General features: G+C 57.4%; 16 protein-coding genes. 7 read left to right on the top strand and 9 right to left on the bottom strand.

Features of this window, described 5'->3' with window-relative positions; genetic code table 11:
- Window positions 1–25: 25 nt before the first annotated feature.
- The 3 genes from M504_RS14295 (at window position 26) to M504_RS14285 (ending at window position 3,836) form a co-directional block, all read left to right on the top strand.
- Window positions 26–1,264 (top strand): VWA domain-containing protein, encoded by a 1,239-nt coding sequence (locus M504_RS14295; RefSeq protein ID WP_047492570.1) that lies wholly within the window; start codon window positions 26–28, stop codon window positions 1,262–1,264.
- 56 nt (window positions 1,265–1,320) lie between these two features.
- Complete coding sequence (locus tag M504_RS14290; RefSeq protein ID WP_047492567.1) at window positions 1,321–1,896, top strand: energy transducer TonB; 576 nt, start codon at window positions 1,321–1,323, stop codon at window positions 1,894–1,896.
- 71 nt (window positions 1,897–1,967) lie between these two features.
- Window positions 1,968–3,836, top strand: a complete 1,869-nt coding sequence (locus tag M504_RS14285) for a DUF885 family protein (protein ID WP_047492565.1) — start codon at window positions 1,968–1,970, stop codon at window positions 3,834–3,836.
- A gap of 73 nt (window positions 3,837–3,909) precedes the next feature.
- On the opposite strand, the gene M504_RS14280 is transcribed toward M504_RS14285, so the two are convergent.
- From M504_RS14280 to M504_RS14255, 6 genes are all read right to left on the bottom strand, one after another.
- Window positions 3,910–4,407 carry a lipocalin-like domain-containing protein gene (locus M504_RS14280; protein ID WP_047492562.1) on the bottom strand — a complete coding sequence of 166 codons (498 nt, stop codon included), beginning with the start codon at window positions 4,405–4,407 and terminating at the stop codon, window positions 3,910–3,912.
- Window positions 4,408–4,422: 15 nt separating this feature from the next.
- Window positions 4,423–4,905: a Rid family hydrolase gene (locus M504_RS14275; protein ID WP_047492558.1), complete on the bottom strand. Its 483-nt coding sequence runs from the start codon at window positions 4,903–4,905 to the stop codon at window positions 4,423–4,425.
- Between the two features lie 69 nt (window positions 4,906–4,974).
- Window positions 4,975–5,880, bottom strand: a complete 906-nt coding sequence (locus M504_RS14270) for a LysR substrate-binding domain-containing protein (RefSeq protein ID WP_047492555.1) — start codon at window positions 5,878–5,880, stop codon at window positions 4,975–4,977.
- Window positions 5,881–5,901: 21 nt separating this feature from the next.
- On the bottom strand, window positions 5,902–7,206 hold the full coding sequence (locus M504_RS14265) for a histidine-type phosphatase (RefSeq protein ID WP_047492551.1): 1,305 nt from the start codon (window positions 7,204–7,206) through the stop codon (window positions 5,902–5,904).
- An 82-nt stretch (window positions 7,207–7,288) separates the two neighbouring features.
- Window positions 7,289–8,359: a hypothetical protein gene (locus tag M504_RS14260; RefSeq protein ID WP_084214435.1), complete on the bottom strand. Its 1,071-nt coding sequence runs from the start codon at window positions 8,357–8,359 to the stop codon at window positions 7,289–7,291.
- 164 nt (window positions 8,360–8,523) lie between these two features.
- Window positions 8,524–9,489 (bottom strand): DUF1080 domain-containing protein, encoded by a 966-nt coding sequence (locus M504_RS14255; protein ID WP_047492549.1) that lies wholly within the window; start codon window positions 9,487–9,489, stop codon window positions 8,524–8,526.
- Window positions 9,490–9,722: 233 nt separating this feature from the next.
- Here M504_RS14255 and M504_RS14250 point away from each other — a divergent pair, with 233 nt between their 5' ends.
- Genes M504_RS14250 through M504_RS14235 form a run of 4 tightly spaced genes read left to right on the top strand, consistent with a single transcriptional unit; the run spans window position 9,723 to window position 12,381 of the window.
- Window positions 9,723–10,088, top strand: a complete 366-nt coding sequence (locus tag M504_RS14250; RefSeq protein ID WP_047492547.1) for a YciI family protein — start codon at window positions 9,723–9,725, stop codon at window positions 10,086–10,088.
- A gap of 16 nt (window positions 10,089–10,104) precedes the next feature.
- A complete protein-coding gene (locus M504_RS14245; RefSeq protein WP_047492545.1) occupies window positions 10,105–10,674 on the top strand; it encodes a dihydrofolate reductase family protein in 570 nt (189 codons plus the stop codon).
- 13 nt (window positions 10,675–10,687) lie between these two features.
- A complete protein-coding gene (locus tag M504_RS14240) occupies window positions 10,688–11,104 on the top strand; it encodes a YciI family protein (protein ID WP_047492541.1) in 417 nt (138 codons plus the stop codon).
- A 41-nt stretch (window positions 11,105–11,145) separates the two neighbouring features.
- Entirely contained in the window at window positions 11,146–12,381 is a 1,236-nt protein-coding gene (locus M504_RS14235; protein ID WP_232296291.1) for an RNA polymerase sigma factor, read from the top strand.
- Window positions 12,382–12,516: 135 nt separating this feature from the next.
- Here M504_RS14235 and M504_RS14230 read toward each other — a convergent pair whose 3' ends face one another.
- The 3 genes from M504_RS14230 to M504_RS22355 form a co-directional block, all read right to left on the bottom strand.
- Window positions 12,517–14,346 carry a M56 family metallopeptidase gene (locus M504_RS14230; protein WP_047492535.1) on the bottom strand — a complete coding sequence of 610 codons (1,830 nt, stop codon included), beginning with the start codon at window positions 14,344–14,346 and terminating at the stop codon, window positions 12,517–12,519.
- On the bottom strand, window positions 14,343–14,729 hold the full coding sequence (locus M504_RS14225) for a BlaI/MecI/CopY family transcriptional regulator (protein ID WP_047492532.1): 387 nt from the start codon (window positions 14,727–14,729) through the stop codon (window positions 14,343–14,345). Before M504_RS14225 ends, M504_RS14230 begins: the two co-directional genes overlap by 4 nt.
- A gap of 168 nt (window positions 14,730–14,897) precedes the next feature.
- The gene (locus M504_RS22355; RefSeq protein ID WP_198137613.1) at window positions 14,898–15,038 is read right to left on the bottom strand and encodes a hypothetical protein; all 141 of its coding nucleotides are present in this window, start codon (window positions 15,036–15,038) and stop codon (window positions 14,898–14,900) included.
- Window positions 15,039–15,234: the final 196 nt, after the last annotated feature.

Genomic DNA, 15,234 nt, shown 5'->3' with positions numbered 1-15,234 from the left:
CACCACCGCCAACGTCCAATCGTTCATGCGATACTCCGCGCCTGTTGCCGCCCTCCTGTGCGCCTCTCTGCTCGCCTTCCCCCTGCCTGCCCTGGCTCAAAGCGCCTCACAAGCAGACGCCAAGACGCAAACGCTGAACGTCGACGCACGCCTCGTCGTCGTCCCCGTCACCGTCCGCGACAGCAAGGAAAAGCTCGTCCGCACCCTGACCAAGGACGACTTCACCCTCACCGTCGATGCCAAATCGCAGAACATCCGTTACTTCGACAAGGAGAACAACCTCCCGCTCACGCTCGGCCTCATGGTCGACGTCAGCGGCAGCCAGCGCACCGTCCTCGACGCGGAGCGCACCGCCTCCTCCTCCTTCCTCGACAACATGCTGCAACCCGACCGCGACAACGCTTTCATCATCCAGTTCGGTCGGCAGGCAGACCTCCTTGCAGACGTCACTAACTCCATGCCGAAACTCCAGGCAGCCCTGCAAAAGATTGACTCCGACCGCGAAAAGCCTCAATTCAATCAGGACGACCGTAGCGACAACGGCAACGGCAGCGGCAACTCAGGCAACAGCGGAAGCACCAGCAACAACGGCGGCTACGGCAGCGGAGGCTACGGCGGCTACGGTGGACAAGGCCGTCACGGCGGCGGTCAGCGTCCCGGAGGAGGTGGCCAGCGCGGAGGAGCAGGCGGCGGCACGCTCCTGTACGACGCCGTCTATCTCGCTTCCACCGAAGTCCTGCCCAAACCCACCAAGGACGCCAAGCCCGCTGGCCCCAGCCGCCGAGCACTCATCCTGCTCACCGACGGCGACGACCGCGGCAGCCGCGAATCCCTCACCGACGCCATTGAAGCCGCGCAACGCGCCGACTTCACCGTCTACGCGATCTATTACAAAGGCGAACAGGATCACAACGGCTACGGCAACGGATTCCCCGGACGCTTTCCCGGCGGCCGCGGTGGCTTCCCCGGCGGTGGCGGCCGCATGGGTGATCAGGGCAGCCGCGAAAAGAACGACGGCAAGAAAATCCTGCAACGCATGACCGAAGAAACCGGCGGCCGCATGTTTGAAGTCACCAAGAAATACACCGTCGCCGACATCTACAAGGACATCGCAGAAGAACTCCGCAGCCAGTACCGCCTCGGCTTCTCACCCGTAAACAACGACGACGGCTACCACCGCCTCACCGTCGACATCCCCAAGCAGAAGAAGCTCATCCTGCAATACCGCGACGGCTATTACACCGGCGTACCCAAGCAGCAGTAAGACAAAACTCGCCAGCGGTATTGACGGAAAACCGCAAAGCATCGCTACGATAGCGTATGCAAACACTCTTTGTGCAGGAGACGCCCCGCGACGGCAGGCGCACGTCCATTCAAAGAGTGGCCTCCGTGGTGTTGCACCTTGTTCTGCTCGCGGCCTTCACCTTCCAAGTCCACAAGGTGGTGAAGGTCGTCGCGCGTCCGCACAAAGTCGCGGCTGTCATTATTCCGTACGCCCCCGGCCACCAGGCCGTCGTGCAAAAGCCGCGACCCAAAGTTCAGCCGCCCAAAGACCCGCCAAAGCTTCCGCTCAAGCGGCCCGATCCTCCGCCCGTCAGCAGCGGCGGCGATCCCACCGGCGAAGACGACGTCTCCGTGGCCACCGCCGATTTCTATCCCGACCCCAAGCCCGATCTCGCTATGTTGCCCCACGGCACGAATGGCGATATCGTCGTCGATATCGTCATCGACGAAAGCGGCAAAGTCGTCGAAACCACACTCGATCAGGGCCTGGGGCACGGCTTCGACGAAGCCGTCATGGCCGTCATCCAGACCTGGATCTTCACTCCCGCCACCAAGGCAGGCAAGCCCGTAGCCAGCAAGCAACAACTCCTCTTCCATTTCGTGCGCGCATAATCTCGCGCTGCTACGCGTGCAGAAACGCCGCGTAGTTTACGTTGGTAAACATCCTCTCTTCTGGAGACGTCATGCGCGTACTTCGTGCCTGGGCAGCAGTGTCCATGTGCTCAGCGATAGCCATTGCAGCCGCTCAGGCTCCATCGGCAAAACCTGCCACTGCTAAACCCGCGCCGCCCGCGGCGGCCGCCGCTGCCACCACCACCGAAGACGGCAGCCCCATTCCCGCTTCGCCGTTTCCATCCGGCCCACCCAGCAAGGCAGGCGAACAACTCACGACCATCCACAAGGTCGACATGGCATGGCGCGAAACGCAGCGTGGATACCGCCCACCCGGCGCGCGTCAACGCATCCAGCCCTCTGTGCTTCCAGCGGTTGACGCAGCCACGCAACAGAAGGCGCTCGAACACTACGAAGGTGTAAAGGCACAGCTCGACAAGCTCTCCACCGACGGCATGAGCGAAGCCGAGCGCATGAACCTGGAGATTTACGTCTACCAGATCAACACGCAGATCGCCGACAAGAAGTTCAAGGAGTATGAGAAGCCCGTCAACTCCCTCGAAACCTTCTGGACAGAAGCGCAGGGCACCGGCCAGCGCGGCTTCCGCACAGAAAAGGATTACGAGAATTACCTGCTCTGGATGGCGGACATCCCGCGCTACTTCCAGGAAAACATCGTCAACATGCGCGCAGGCGTGGCTCGCGGATTCGCACCGCCGAAGATCACGCTAAACGGACGCGATCAGACCATCGTCCCCATCGCCAACGCCACCAGCGCCGATGCAACACCCTTCTGGAAGGCATTCACCCACATGCCCTCCACGGTCAACACTGCGGAGCAGGCGCGCCTCCGCGCCGAAGGCAAGAAGGTCATCGAACAGCAGGTCATCCCCGCGTACAAGGAACTGCTCACCTTCTGGAACGCCGAATACTATCCGCACACGCAGGCCTCCATCGCCGCAGAATCACTGCCTGACGGCAAGGCCTATTACAAGGCGCAGATCAAGCGTTACACCACGCTCGACCTCACAGCGGAAGAGATCCACAACATCGGCCTCGCTGAAGTCGCCAAGATTCATCAGGAAATGCTCGACACCATCGCGGAAGCCAAGTTCCAGGGCGACTTCCCAGCCTTTCTCAAATTCCTCCGCACCGATCCGCAGTTCTACGCCAAGACCCCCGACGAACTCCTCGGCAAAGCCTCGTACATGATGAAGGAGTTCGACGATAAGTCCGACCGCTACTTCGGCTATCAACCACGCGGACGCTTCGGCATCCACCCCATCCCCGACGAAGTCGCGCCCTACCAGCCAGCAGGCTTCGGTGGTGCAGGCGGATTCCAGATCAACCTGTACGACCTGCCGTCGCGCCCCATCTACGCCATGCCCGCACTCACGCTGCATGAAGCTGCCCCCGGCCACTCTTGGGCCGGCCTCATCGCGCGCGAGCATCAGAACCCCGACGGCTTCCGTGGAGGAGGTTCCGCCTTCGGTGAAGGCTGGGCACTCTACTGCGAACGCCTCGGCACTGAGATGGACATGTACCACACGCCCTACGAAAAATTCGGCATGCTCAGCTTCCAGTCGTGGCGCGCTTCCCGTCTCGTCGTCGACACCGGCATGCACTCCATGGGCTGGACGCGCGAACAGGCACAACAGTTCCTGCGTGAGAACACAGCACTCAGCGAACATGACATTGAAGAAGAAGTCGATCGCTACATCTCCTGGCCCGGCCAGGCCCTCAGCTACTACCTGGGCATGACCGTCATACAGAAAGAGCGTCAACACGCACAACAGGCGCTGGGCAAGAAGTTCAACCTGCGCGCCTTCCACGATGCCATTCTCGCCACCGGCGGCGTGCCCCTTCCCGTGCTCGAGGAATACCTTGAAGCATGGATCAAGGGCGGCGGTGTCGGCCCCTATCCAGAGATGGAAAAGTAAACCTCTCTTCACACCAAGAGTTATGGGCACGCAAAACGCGTGCCCATAACTTTTGAAACACAATCATCCACAGCTAAGGTGCAATGCGACGCACCACCGTGATCGGAATCGAACCATCCGGACGCGGAGCTACCTTCCAGCTCAACGTGTCGTCTTCCACTTCGTATTCGCGAACCTGCGTCGTGTCATCGCCATTCGGATACGTGCTGCGATCGATATGCAGAGTGATCTTGTTCGCAGCAGCATCTACGGTATAAGTGCCAAAGCTGCAACTGCTACTCAGCTGCGCCTCCTTGTACTCGTCGAACGTCCCCTTCTCACGATCCTTGCTCGCAAACTTCGTCCGCACATTCCGAAACACATCAATCATGAAGTGGCCATCCGCCGTAAACACCGCCATACCGTGCGGCTCAGCACCATAGTCAGAAACACGCGTTCCGTTCGGCAGTAACTTATCTGCAGCAATCAGTTGCCAGCTACCAACAAACGGATTCCCGCTCTTTTCCTGGCCATTCAAAGCGCAGACAAAAAGCATCGCACTCGCAAGAAGCGAGACATATTTGTTCTTCATAAATGGATCACCCTTCTACTTCTCTCGCACGGCAACTAAGTCGATTTCAACCAACGCGCCACGAGCACCCGCAGGCAAAACCACAGACAATGTAGTGCGCGCCGGCTTATGCGGCTGCTCCTTCGTGCCAAAGAACTGCGTATAGGCCGCCGTCATTCCCGCCACATCCATCTTGTTATCCTTCGCAGGATCAGCCCCCAGAAACACGCGCACCATGGCTACGTTGCGGAACGTCAGCTTCTGCGTCGCAAGAAACGCCTCCAGGTCCTTGAGAATGCCTTCAGTCTGCGACTTGGTGTCAGGATGCGACTTAATATCCGGGTCTAGCCATCCGCTCACATACAGTGTGTTTCCAACCCAGTTCGCACCAGCAATCGGCAGCACGGAATTATTCGAATTCTGGCTCGCTGGCAATGGAACTTCTTTTATCGTTTGCGCAAGCGCTGGCATAGAACCTGCCAGCATGGCGGAGGCAAGAAGCAGACCGCTGATCTTCATGCAGTCCAACGTAGTCGCTATACTTCCGCCGCGCAATTTGATTCTTTTTACGTGTAACGTGAGCCGCGCTTATGCCTTCTTCACAATGCGCATGTTTTCCGGATAAGCCAATCCCGCAAGAATCCCCTGCGTCGCCGTGGCCAGCAACGAATGCAAAGCATCCACCGCAGAGATATCCGTGGCATTCGGACTACGATGCAGCGCAACAGGAAAGCCGGGAAGCACAGGCAAACGGTGTAACGACTTACTCGCCGTCAGCGCGGACGGCAACTGCATCGCAGTCCGTGCCGTAATTCCAAGCCCACCCTGCAACGCCGCCCAAAGACCATCAAGACTCGGACTCGTCGCTGCAATCCGATACGGAATACCGGCATCTTCCAGATGCTGCACCGCGGCCTTACGAAAAGCGCACTGCGGCCCCAGCAACGCCAGCGGCAGCGCAGTCTCCTGCATACGAAAGCCTCGGCTCGCAATCCACAGCACCGGCAATTCGCCCAACAGCAACGCATCTTTACGATCGGCAAATCCAATCGTCAACGCCACATCAAGCTGGCCCTTATCCAACGCTTCAATCAGCGCGCCGTTACCCTCGATGCGCAGCTCCACCTGCGTCCGCGGATACAGCGTCGTGAACTGCCGCAAAGCATCTGGCAACACCGAAGCAAAATCCTGCGGCGCACCAATGCGAACCGTACCCGCCAGCGTCACGCCCTGCATCGTCTGCAACAGGTCATCATTCAGCGCCAGCATCCGGCGCGCATAACCCAGCGCCGTCTGCCCAGCCTCAGTCAGCTTCAGCACACGCCCCTGCTTACGAAACAGCGGCGTCCCCAACTCTTCCTGAAGACGCTTCATCTGCAAACTGATCGCAGAAGGCGTTCGCCCAAGCCGTTCCGCAGCCTGCGCAAACCCACCCACATCGTTCGTCGTTACCAGCGTCCGTAATGTATCCAGATCAAGATTGCGCAGAAGCATTGTGCGTTGAGCCTACACCCACTACCGATCATTTGCTTCCAGGAAATTGGTATCGATCGCCCCACCCACCACCCGCGAAAAGTCCTCAACAGAACACGCATACGCAGGTGCTGGCCCACTGCATCCTGGCACAAAGACAGGAGCGATAGAAGGCCCATTCTGCTCCGTCAAAGGCTGCAGATAACGCATCTGATCCAACGTCTGGCTCACATACGAAATCTGCACCGTGTTCTTCCCCGTCGAGCGGCTGTGATGCACCTCAAACACAAAGCCACCACCCGGCGGCGTCGCGTTGAAAGTCTGATCCTTGAGCACCCAATCGACTCGCAGCAGACCACCCAACCAGCTCAGATTGCCATCATGTCCATCCAGCAAAATGAAACGATCCGTCGCCACACCAAGCTCGCGCGGAACAGCTTTCCCTGAAGCCGTAACCTCAATCGTCGCGCGAATACGATCCGCAAGATTCGAAGCGACCACCTGCGCAGAATACGGCGTGCGCAGCATGAAGTCGTGATAGCGAGTGTTCATCTCCATCAACTGATCAAGATCAGCACGCGTGATGCGCCCCCATCCCACCTGCTCCATCGCCATACCTTCCGTGTACTCCAACAGAAAGTGCTCGGCAAAGTCCGCGCCCAGACTCACAGGATTTTCTTCGCGCGCATTGCGCGGCATCGCCTTGCCATCCTTCACGCGAACCGCGCGAAAGTCCGGCGTGTTGGCATCGCAATCCTTGTCCAACGCAGTGCAGTCATGCATCACGTGATACATCAATGCCATCGGCACGGCGAACGCATGCACATACCAGTCAGGATTGTTCGCCATTCGTCCATCAACAGCATCGGTAAGCTGCTGTTGATTCACCGCAGCACCACTGGCCCCAGTGAACAAACGATTGCGCTTTCCCTTAGCAGCCTGATGCACTGCAATGTCACAACCCGGCGCAAGCCCATCCAACATCGCATGCGCCGACGCAATCGTGCGCTGCGAAGTATTCGACTCTGCATAGATGCCGCGCTTATCGCACGATGAGCCATCCAACAACGACGCATAACGAGTGCGATACCACTCACCCAGCAGATTCAGCGCCTTTGTTCCATGCGGTGTAAGAACGCCCTGCTCTACAGGCCACGCAGGCCACGGCTGCGCGTTATAAGAACTCGCACGAATCTCGCTCTCAATCGGTGCACGTACACCATGCCGCACAAGGACGATAACCCCGCGCAACTCATCATCCGCGGACGTAGCCCGCGCCTGCGCAACGGCAGTGAGAGTTACGTACGATGCTGCAACCAAAAGCGACGCAATACGTTTCCAATACATTTGAAAATCTTTCAGAGCACAGCGTTCACCGACACACAGTCGTGCAAGCCGGACAGAGAAAACCTGTCCGGCCCATATCCACTTACTTTGCCGAGAAGTTCGTCGCAGCAGGCCGCAGCGACTGCGAGTTCTGCTTCAACAACGGAGCCAGCACTTCATACTGATCCGTCGCAATGAAGTTCACACCAGCCGCAATCGCACCCTTCATGCGCTGCACACCCGCATCCAACGATCCGAAGTTATAACCCTGCCCCCAGCCGTTCTTCTCATTCGGCTCTGTCGGATCAAACCCGTCGATCGTGTAGAAGCGAATCCAATAACCAAGCGTATGCGCATGGTCCACGAGCGCCTTCAATCGCGCCTGATCCGCAGCGGTCCAATCACCGGCCTTGTGCTGACCACCTTCTTCCACTGCAGCCCACGAGTTATTCGACCAACGCCGATAGTTCGTCGGACGATCCACCAGCATCGCTTCCGGCGCGGCAGTGGCCACCCAATGCGCGCGCTCCGCACCCTTCATCCCCGCAGGCGCTTCCACGGAATGCGCAGAACCAAAGATCAACAGCTTGCCACCAACCGGCACAGCATCGTTGAACACCTTCGCCTGCTCGTCGTTATCTTCTGTAATGGCCAGGATCGGCCTGCGCTCAATCTTCGAGAGCGTGTGCGGATCGTTTGTCTGCGCCGCAGTCGAAAGCCAAGGCTGATACTCATTCAGCAAATCCCACACAGCATGCAGCAGCGCTGGCTGATTGTCCTTGAAGTCAAAGTGCAACACGACAACCGGCCAGGTGTCCTTCTTGTTTTCCCTGATGGCCTTCTCAATCGTCGGACGCACTTGCTCAAAGAAGTAATCGCGCAACGTCGGTTCCTGCCCTGTGGGCTTCGGCGTATGCGACACCACAACACGCCCCTTGCCCGTAGCCGGATCCACATACCAAGCAAGATCCTGCTCAATCGAAACCGGGAACCCCGACGACAACGCGCGATACACGCGATTGTTCCAATGCCCCTCATACGGATAGCAGTTATGCGCATCCAGTACAGGCTGGTTGTTATTCAGAAAATTCAGGTCAGCCTTTTGCGCATGCGCACCACCGGCAATAGCGCAAAGAAGAAGGGCAGCGAAACAACGAACAGATTTGCGAATCATGAAACACTCCTCGAACGTGCAGACATTTCGATTGTCCAGAACGCGCACAACAGTTCCGTGAATTTAGAACAACAATCAAATCACGAACTGCATGCACCGCCCCAAAAACAAAGATGCCCGGCTGCAAGCAAAGCGGCCGGGCATCGTCATTCCAAAAGCTAGAGTTACTTCGCCGGTTCAGAGATCGTAATGTTCCGATACTGAATCACGCCGTGGTGGTCGCCCTGCAGGAAGAACGGTCCCGGCTCAGCTTCGTTGCTGTCCAGCGCGCCGCCGGTGGGTCCCGGAATCTCCACGTTGTCGTGATACAGCTTGCCATCGCGATACACCGTTACATGGCGACCAACAAACGTAACGTCATAGGTTGTCCACTTGCCCAGGCCCAGCTCCGAACCTGCCGGCGGCGGGTACCAGCTATAGATCGCGCCCATCTCGTGCGTCGGCTGCTTGCCGCCTTCCGTGCCCACCTGCAGTTCATAACGACCGCGCAGATAGATACCGCTGTTCCCGCCTTCCGGGCAGTTCACTTCAATGTGCAACTTGAAGTCCTGGAACTTCTCGGTCGTCTTGATGTTCGCAGCAGGAGGAATGCGCTGTCCCGGCACTTCCGGGTTGTCATTCACGAGCTCGCCATCACGAGCCACCCACTTGTTGTTGGCCACCATGCCGATGGGTTCCCAACCGGTCAGGTCCTTGCCGTTGAACAACGGACGCGGCTTCGTCCACTTCTTCGGCATCGGACGATCCAGCTTCGGCGCCGTCACGCCGGCCAGCGACGAGCCATCGGCCTCACCGCCACGCTTCTCCACACCCGTCAGCTTTCCTGCACTCGGCGACGTCAGTTCCCAGCTCACAGCCGGACCACGCCCCGCAGGCTCCACAACCAGCACCAGCTTGTCGCCGTCCACATTGGCATCGGAAATCGGGTGCCATGCGCCACCGCGCGGCTGATACTTGCCTTCCAACTTGCCGCCGTTATTGGTCAGCTCAATCCACTGGGCATACGACTTACCGCTCGTAGGCGTTACCGTCATGTCCCAGCGACCCAGGAATGCTTTGGAGTCTTGCGCAGAGACAGTTGAGACGAGCGCGGCAGCCAACAGAGAGGCGAAAAAGATCTTCGTTTTCACGGGTTCGAGTGTAACCTTTCTCGCCCTACGCCTGTCACCTGCTTTGTTTAACACCTTGCAAAATGACGCGCCTACTTCAGCCAACCAGATAAGCTTTTCCCGAAGCCCCAGGCGATCCCCCTACAGGCATCAAAAATAATTTCCAGAACGGTGTCGAATCCCGTTCCGACCGTTCGTCGAGTTGGTAATAGAGGGCAAAACCGCCCACCAGAGTTGTTCTCAAGGAGAAGTCCATGCCGCAATTCCTCATTGCCGTGCAGCACCCCAACAACTACGACCCCTCGCTGGAAGGCGACGACATGATCCGCGACATCGGCGAGCTAAACCAGCAGATGGACGCAGCAGGTGCTCGCTTCTTCGCCGGCGGCCTCGAATCGCCAGACCACGCAAAATCGCTGCGCAAGCAATCAAACGGCAACGTCGCCGTCACGGACGGCCCTTACCTCGAAGCCAAGGAATACATCGGCGGCTTCTGGATTCTCGAATGCGCCGACATGGACGAAGCACTCGCCTGGGCAAGCAAAGCCGTCATCGCCTGCCGTACACCCATCGAAGTGCGAGCCTTCCACCGCAGTCGCCCACAAAGAAAATCCAACTAACTCTCCGGAGCCCCCAATGCGAAAGCTCAGAATCTTCGAACACATCTCCATCGACGGCATCATCGAAGCATCCGGCGGCCCCTACGGCGACTGGACCGCACCCTACCGCACCCCGGAAGGATTCGCCGCAGTCACCGCCATGTACGGTGAAAACTTCGACCTCATCCTCGGCCGCACCACCTACGACCAATGGTCCGACTACTGGCCCAAAGCCCCCAGCAACCCCATGTCCGACCGCCTCAACGCCGCAACGAAATACATCGTCACTCACCGCCCGGAAAGCCTCGCATGGGGTCCCTTCGAAGCCGTCACCAATCTCGTCGAAGGCGTCCGCCACATCAAGGCCACAGACGGTGCAGACCTCATCGTCTGCGGCAGTTCCACACTCACCTCAACACTGATCCAGCAAGGGCTCGCAGACGAACTTATCCTCCTCGTCAATCCCGTCCTGCTCGGCACCGGCAAACGACTCTTCGCGGAAGGCACGCCGCCGCGCTCCTTCCAACTTCAAAACTCCAACGCCCTCCCATCCGGCATCGTCATCAACACCTTCAGCTTCGCCGGATCTCTACAAAACCTGAAATAAGGAGCAATTCAAAATGCGTTTCATGATGATCGTCATTCCCAAAGGCTACGAATCCGCACCACCCGACTCTGCACCCTCCGCCGAAGCCGTAGCCAAAATGATGGAGTACAACAAAGCCCTGCAAAAAGCAGGCGTCCTTCTCGGTCTTGACGGCCTTCTGCCGCCATCCACCGGCGCACGCGTCTCTTTCGACAAGAGCGGCAAACCCACCGTCACGGACGGCCCCTTTGCAGAAGCGAAAGAAGTCATCGGCGGCTACTGGATCATTCAGGTACGCTCGCGCGAAGAAGCCATCGAATGGGCCAAGCGCGCACCCTTCGACGAAAACGGAATCATTGAAGTGCGCCAGATTCAGGAAATGGCTGACTTCCCCGAAGACGTCCAGAAAGCCGCAGAAGGCTTCGACCAACTCAAGAACAACACACGATAACCATGAGCGACGTCCATAAATCGATTGAGGCCGTGTGGAGGATGGAATCCACACGCCTCATCGCGGCCATCGCCCGCGTCACACGCGATGTGGGCGTCGCAGAAGAACTCGCACAAGACGCCCTCATCACCGCGATCGAAGTGTGGACAGAAGAAGGCATCCCCGAAAATCCCGCGGCATGGCTCATGACCGCAGCCAAACGTCGCGCCATCGACTCACTCCGCCGTGGCCGCATGCTCATGCAAAAACATGAAGAGATCGCGCGCGAACTCGAATGGCAACAGCAACGCCTGGCAGATGCCATGGACCACGCACTCGATCAGGTCATTGAAGATGACGTACTGCGCCTCATCTTCACCGCATGTCATCAGGTACTCGCCGTGGAAGGCCGCATCGCACTCACACTGCGTCTTATTGGCGGCCTCACCACACCTGAGATCGCGCGCGCCTTCCTCGTCCCGGAAAAGACCCTCGCACAACGCATCGTCCGCGCAAAGAAAACACTCACCGAAGCACACGTCCCCTACGAAACACCACGCGGCGACGAGTTACACCAGCGCGTTGAATCCGTTCTCCTCGTCGTCTACCTCATCTTCAACGAGGGCTACGCCGCCACCTCAGGCGACGAATGGATGCGCTCCTCACTCTGCGAAGAAGCACTGCGCATCACCCGCATCCTCACCCAACTCTTACCCAACGAGTCAGAAGCCCAGGCCCTTCTCGCTCTCATGGAACTCCAAGCCTCACGCACCGCAGCACGACGAGGCAAAGACGGCGAAGCAATCCTGCTGCCCGATCAGAACCGAGCCCTCTGGGACCACGCACAAATCCACCGCGGCATCCACGCCCTCACACAAGCGCAAAAGCTAGGTGGAGGTGCAAGAACCTACGCCCTGCAAGCCGCCATCGCCGCATGCCACGCACAAGCCCGCACCGCAAAAGAAACAGACTGGGAACGCATCGTCCTTCTCTACGACGCGCTGATGCAAATCAATCCATCCCCCATCGTCGCCCTCAATCGAGCCGTAGCCGTCAGCATGGCGCAAGGCCCCGCCGCAGGCCTCGAAGCCCTCGACAACACAATCAAACTCACCAGCGACACCGCACTAGCCAGCTACCACCTCTTCCCCAGCGTCCGCGGCGACTTCCTCATGAAGATGGGCCGACTCGCAGAAGCCAAAGAAGAAATCCAACGCGCCCTAACCCTGACTCAAAACCAGCGCGAACAAGAACTCTTAACAAAGAAGCTGCAACAAATCGAAGCCACAAATTCATAGCAGCAAGTTCGTCCACCTGCGGCGCAAAGAACAATACAGGGCACACCAACCACATGCGGTTGGTTGCTGACGAGAACGGCTTTTCTCGGGACACACCGTAATCGAGGCAGTGTGAGCGAGACTCCTTCGAGAGCTTCAGTTTTCCGAAGGCCGCTCTATGTGGTCAATCACTAACGTTTCCACTTTTCCTTTTGCCGGTACCAGCTTCAAGCCGATCTGTTGTGCAAGAGAGCCAGGGGATGCTTCTTCCGGAGCTTGCTGTAAACCGTCTGGAGAAACGGACGAAGCAATTGGCTTTCGCAATGTGATGTCGTATTTCCCGCTTAGACCGGTTCGGTCTTGAACCTGCCAGTCGGCCGAAAGCGAATGTGTCAGTTGAGCGATTGTGATCCCGAAAAAGTGAATTGAAATCTCGCCCTCGCTGCGGGCCATGGAAAGCATTCCGCCTCCAGGGAATGGATGAGCGCCTGCATGAGCCTCAGCTGGATTTGACTCTTTAAACTTAGGCCCGTCCTTGTCTACGGTAAGCAAATACACTTGGGCATTCTTCATTTCTCGATGCACAACTAACTTCAACCTGTCAGCCAGCATGGATTGCAGCATGGCCTGCAGCATTTCAGGCTGTTTGACCGGATCATGCCAATCGGCGAGGTCCGCCTCGTCGACTTTCGCGCTGATGTTGTAGCGGGCATCATCGCTGTATGCCCAGCCAGGGAGTCCAATGACTTCTTTATCCGAGTAGGCCGAAGCCCCACCGGTTTGTGGCACATAAGCTGACAGGATCGGCAACGCTAGAAACATGTTCCTCATTTCGTAGCCATCCTGAGTTGCTGCGCCCACTGTTTGGGGACCGCCGGGTTCGTTTGGTCGTATGGAAACGACAGAGAACTCTAGCTGTTTACCGGTGGCCGCGCGACTATTTTGAGTACTGGCTGCCCGAACGACTCCGAAAAACACTGGAATGATCAGTGATAGACAAACGACCGTCCCCAACAGGAGCCTCCGTAAGAGAGTCAGGTTTTCAACAACGTGCCCTGTCATGATTCTGACGATTCGATTTTTAAGGTCAGCACTCGCCATGCCGGATACGCACACTATGGGGGCTTCAACACAAAATCTGGACGCTTTCAGAAGGCTTTCAGCGTAGACGCTCGGTTTCCCGATCAGTTGCACCGTCGCTTCATCGCACGCGTGCTCACGCTCCAACACCATGCGGGTGCCGATCCACCAGACCAACGGATGGAACCAAAACAAGGCCTCCACTGCCATATGGATTGCGGCAATGAGATTATCGTGACGTCGTACGTGCATGAGTTCATGCACGAGGATGGATTCGATATGCTCGTTCTCCAACCTCTCGGTGAGTTGTAGCGGCCATAACATCACCGGACGGACGATACCGAATATCCCTGGTTCGGTCAGGTCGGACGCACCCAACACCACGACTTGGCGGGACACAGACACCAGTGATTCGACGCGTTGCAGAATCTCCACCTCTCTGCCATTGATCAGAGGAGCGGCTTGCTTCAGTGACGCGAAGACTTGCATCCACCGCATTCCCCAGATCGCGAATACAACCAGAGTGCCCAGACCCCACACGGACATCAGCGTTAGCGCCAGATAGCCTGCAGTTTCATGGGGAAGATCTTGTAAAGGCGCTTCGGGCACAATGACCAGACCAGAAAACGGCTGCCCCACAGACTCAAGAGCGTTAGAGAGACTGGGGTGATTGAACGAAGCGGAATGTTGTTTGGGTAGAAGGCTTCCGAGTGCGAATAACAACGAAAAAGGAAGCAGGAACTTGACCGAAGCTGCAAGCCAAAGCCAGTGCCTCACGCGAGCGCGGTTGTTTCTCAATGATAGGGTCAGCAGCCCGAGCATCGTAGCGAATATGGTTGATTGAAGAAGGTGATTTGCCAGCGTTGGCTCGGCTTTTTGTACGAGAGAGATCGCTTCTCTGATCATTGCGGATCACCTCCATTCTTCATTTCCTTGAGAGTTTTTTCAGCGAATTCCACGTCCTCAAGCGTCAATTTCCCAGCACCAATCAGGTGTGCCATAACTGGACGGGACTTTCCGCCAAAGAACGCGAGCAGTTCATCGACAAGCCTCCGCTGGGCCGCGTCACGAGAAGTTGTCGCTGTGAAGATGTGGAAGTTGCCTACCTTACGCACACGGCGAATGATCTTCTTCTCTTCCATCCGATACATCGTCTTTTGCACCGTCGTATACCCAGGTCTCTTCTTCTCTGGAAAGGCCTCTTGGATCTCTCGTATCGATGCCTCCCCTCGATTCCATAGGGCATCCATGATCTGGAACTCTAACTTCGTGAGCTTCGCCGCAGCCATATATTTACGACTCCTGTCGTTTTATTTACGACAATTGTCAGCGACAGTAAGCGCACGATGGGATTGCGGTCAAGGGTGAAGTTGGCGCGGCTGCGTCAGAAGCGAGTCACTCTCCGACAGACGATTAGTTCCGGCAAGTTGGCTTCCCGGAAGTGATGCCCATCGGTCTTACTCGATCGACAGCAACAAGGCCGATGCACGCATCGAAACAAAGTTCGTCGAAATTAAATTCGCTGCGTGGCCGCCATCCATTTCGCGCGTCTCACAGAACCCGCGGCTGGCCACGCCGAAGTCGTCGAGAACCTGCACGAAATGCTGTCAAGCCCTATTACCACCTAACCCCAACAAACGAAAAGAAATAGAGTTGGCATGGTATTTCCGCCAAACCATTAAAATAGAACTAGGTAGAAAAGGGCCGCGAAAATCGCGGCCCTAACTCGTTTAGAAAGAAGATTTTGCCCGTAACCCCAATGGGCAGACGATTTTACAGCCACCCCAAACGTAA

Source organism: Terriglobus sp. TAA 43 (genome assembly GCF_000800015.1).
Taxonomy (GTDB): Bacteria; Acidobacteriota; Terriglobia; order Terriglobales; family Acidobacteriaceae; genus Terriglobus.
The sequence above is the reverse complement of the archived record's forward strand: the minus strand, read 5'-3'. Positions and strand labels throughout refer to the sequence as shown.

Excerpts from the sequence above, each read along its gene's own strand:
- M504_RS14280 (WP_047492562.1), bottom strand. The coding sequence starts at position 4,407 with ATGAAGAACAAATATGTCTCGCTTCTTGCGAGTGCGATGCTTTTTGTC.
- M504_RS14295 (WP_047492570.1), top strand. The coding sequence starts at position 26 with ATGCGATACTCCGCGCCTGTTGCCGCCCTCCTGTGCGCCTCTCTGCTC.
- M504_RS14290 (WP_047492567.1), top strand. The coding sequence starts at position 1,321 with ATGCAAACACTCTTTGTGCAGGAGACGCCCCGCGACGGCAGGCGCACG.
- M504_RS14250 (WP_047492547.1), top strand. The coding sequence starts at position 9,723 with ATGCCGCAATTCCTCATTGCCGTGCAGCACCCCAACAACTACGACCCC.
- M504_RS14270 (WP_047492555.1), bottom strand. The coding sequence starts at position 5,880 with ATGCTTCTGCGCAATCTTGATCTGGATACATTACGGACGCTGGTAACG.
- M504_RS14285 (WP_047492565.1), top strand. The coding sequence starts at position 1,968 with ATGCGCGTACTTCGTGCCTGGGCAGCAGTGTCCATGTGCTCAGCGATA.
- M504_RS14265 (WP_047492551.1), bottom strand. The coding sequence starts at position 7,206 with ATGTATTGGAAACGTATTGCGTCGCTTTTGGTTGCAGCATCGTACGTA.
- M504_RS14260 (WP_084214435.1), bottom strand. The coding sequence starts at position 8,359 with ATGATTCGCAAATCTGTTCGTTGTTTCGCTGCCCTTCTTCTTTGCGCT.
- M504_RS14275 (WP_047492558.1), bottom strand. The coding sequence starts at position 4,905 with ATGAAGATCAGCGGTCTGCTTCTTGCCTCCGCCATGCTGGCAGGTTCT.
- M504_RS14235 (WP_232296291.1), top strand. The coding sequence starts at position 11,146 with ATGGAATCCACACGCCTCATCGCGGCCATCGCCCGCGTCACACGCGAT.
- M504_RS14240 (WP_047492541.1), top strand. The coding sequence starts at position 10,688 with ATGCGTTTCATGATGATCGTCATTCCCAAAGGCTACGAATCCGCACCA.
- M504_RS14230 (WP_047492535.1), bottom strand. The coding sequence starts at position 14,346 with ATGATCAGAGAAGCGATCTCTCTCGTACAAAAAGCCGAGCCAACGCTG.
- M504_RS14225 (WP_047492532.1), bottom strand. The coding sequence starts at position 14,729 with ATGGCTGCGGCGAAGCTCACGAAGTTAGAGTTCCAGATCATGGATGCC.
- M504_RS14245 (WP_047492545.1), top strand. The coding sequence starts at position 10,105 with ATGCGAAAGCTCAGAATCTTCGAACACATCTCCATCGACGGCATCATC.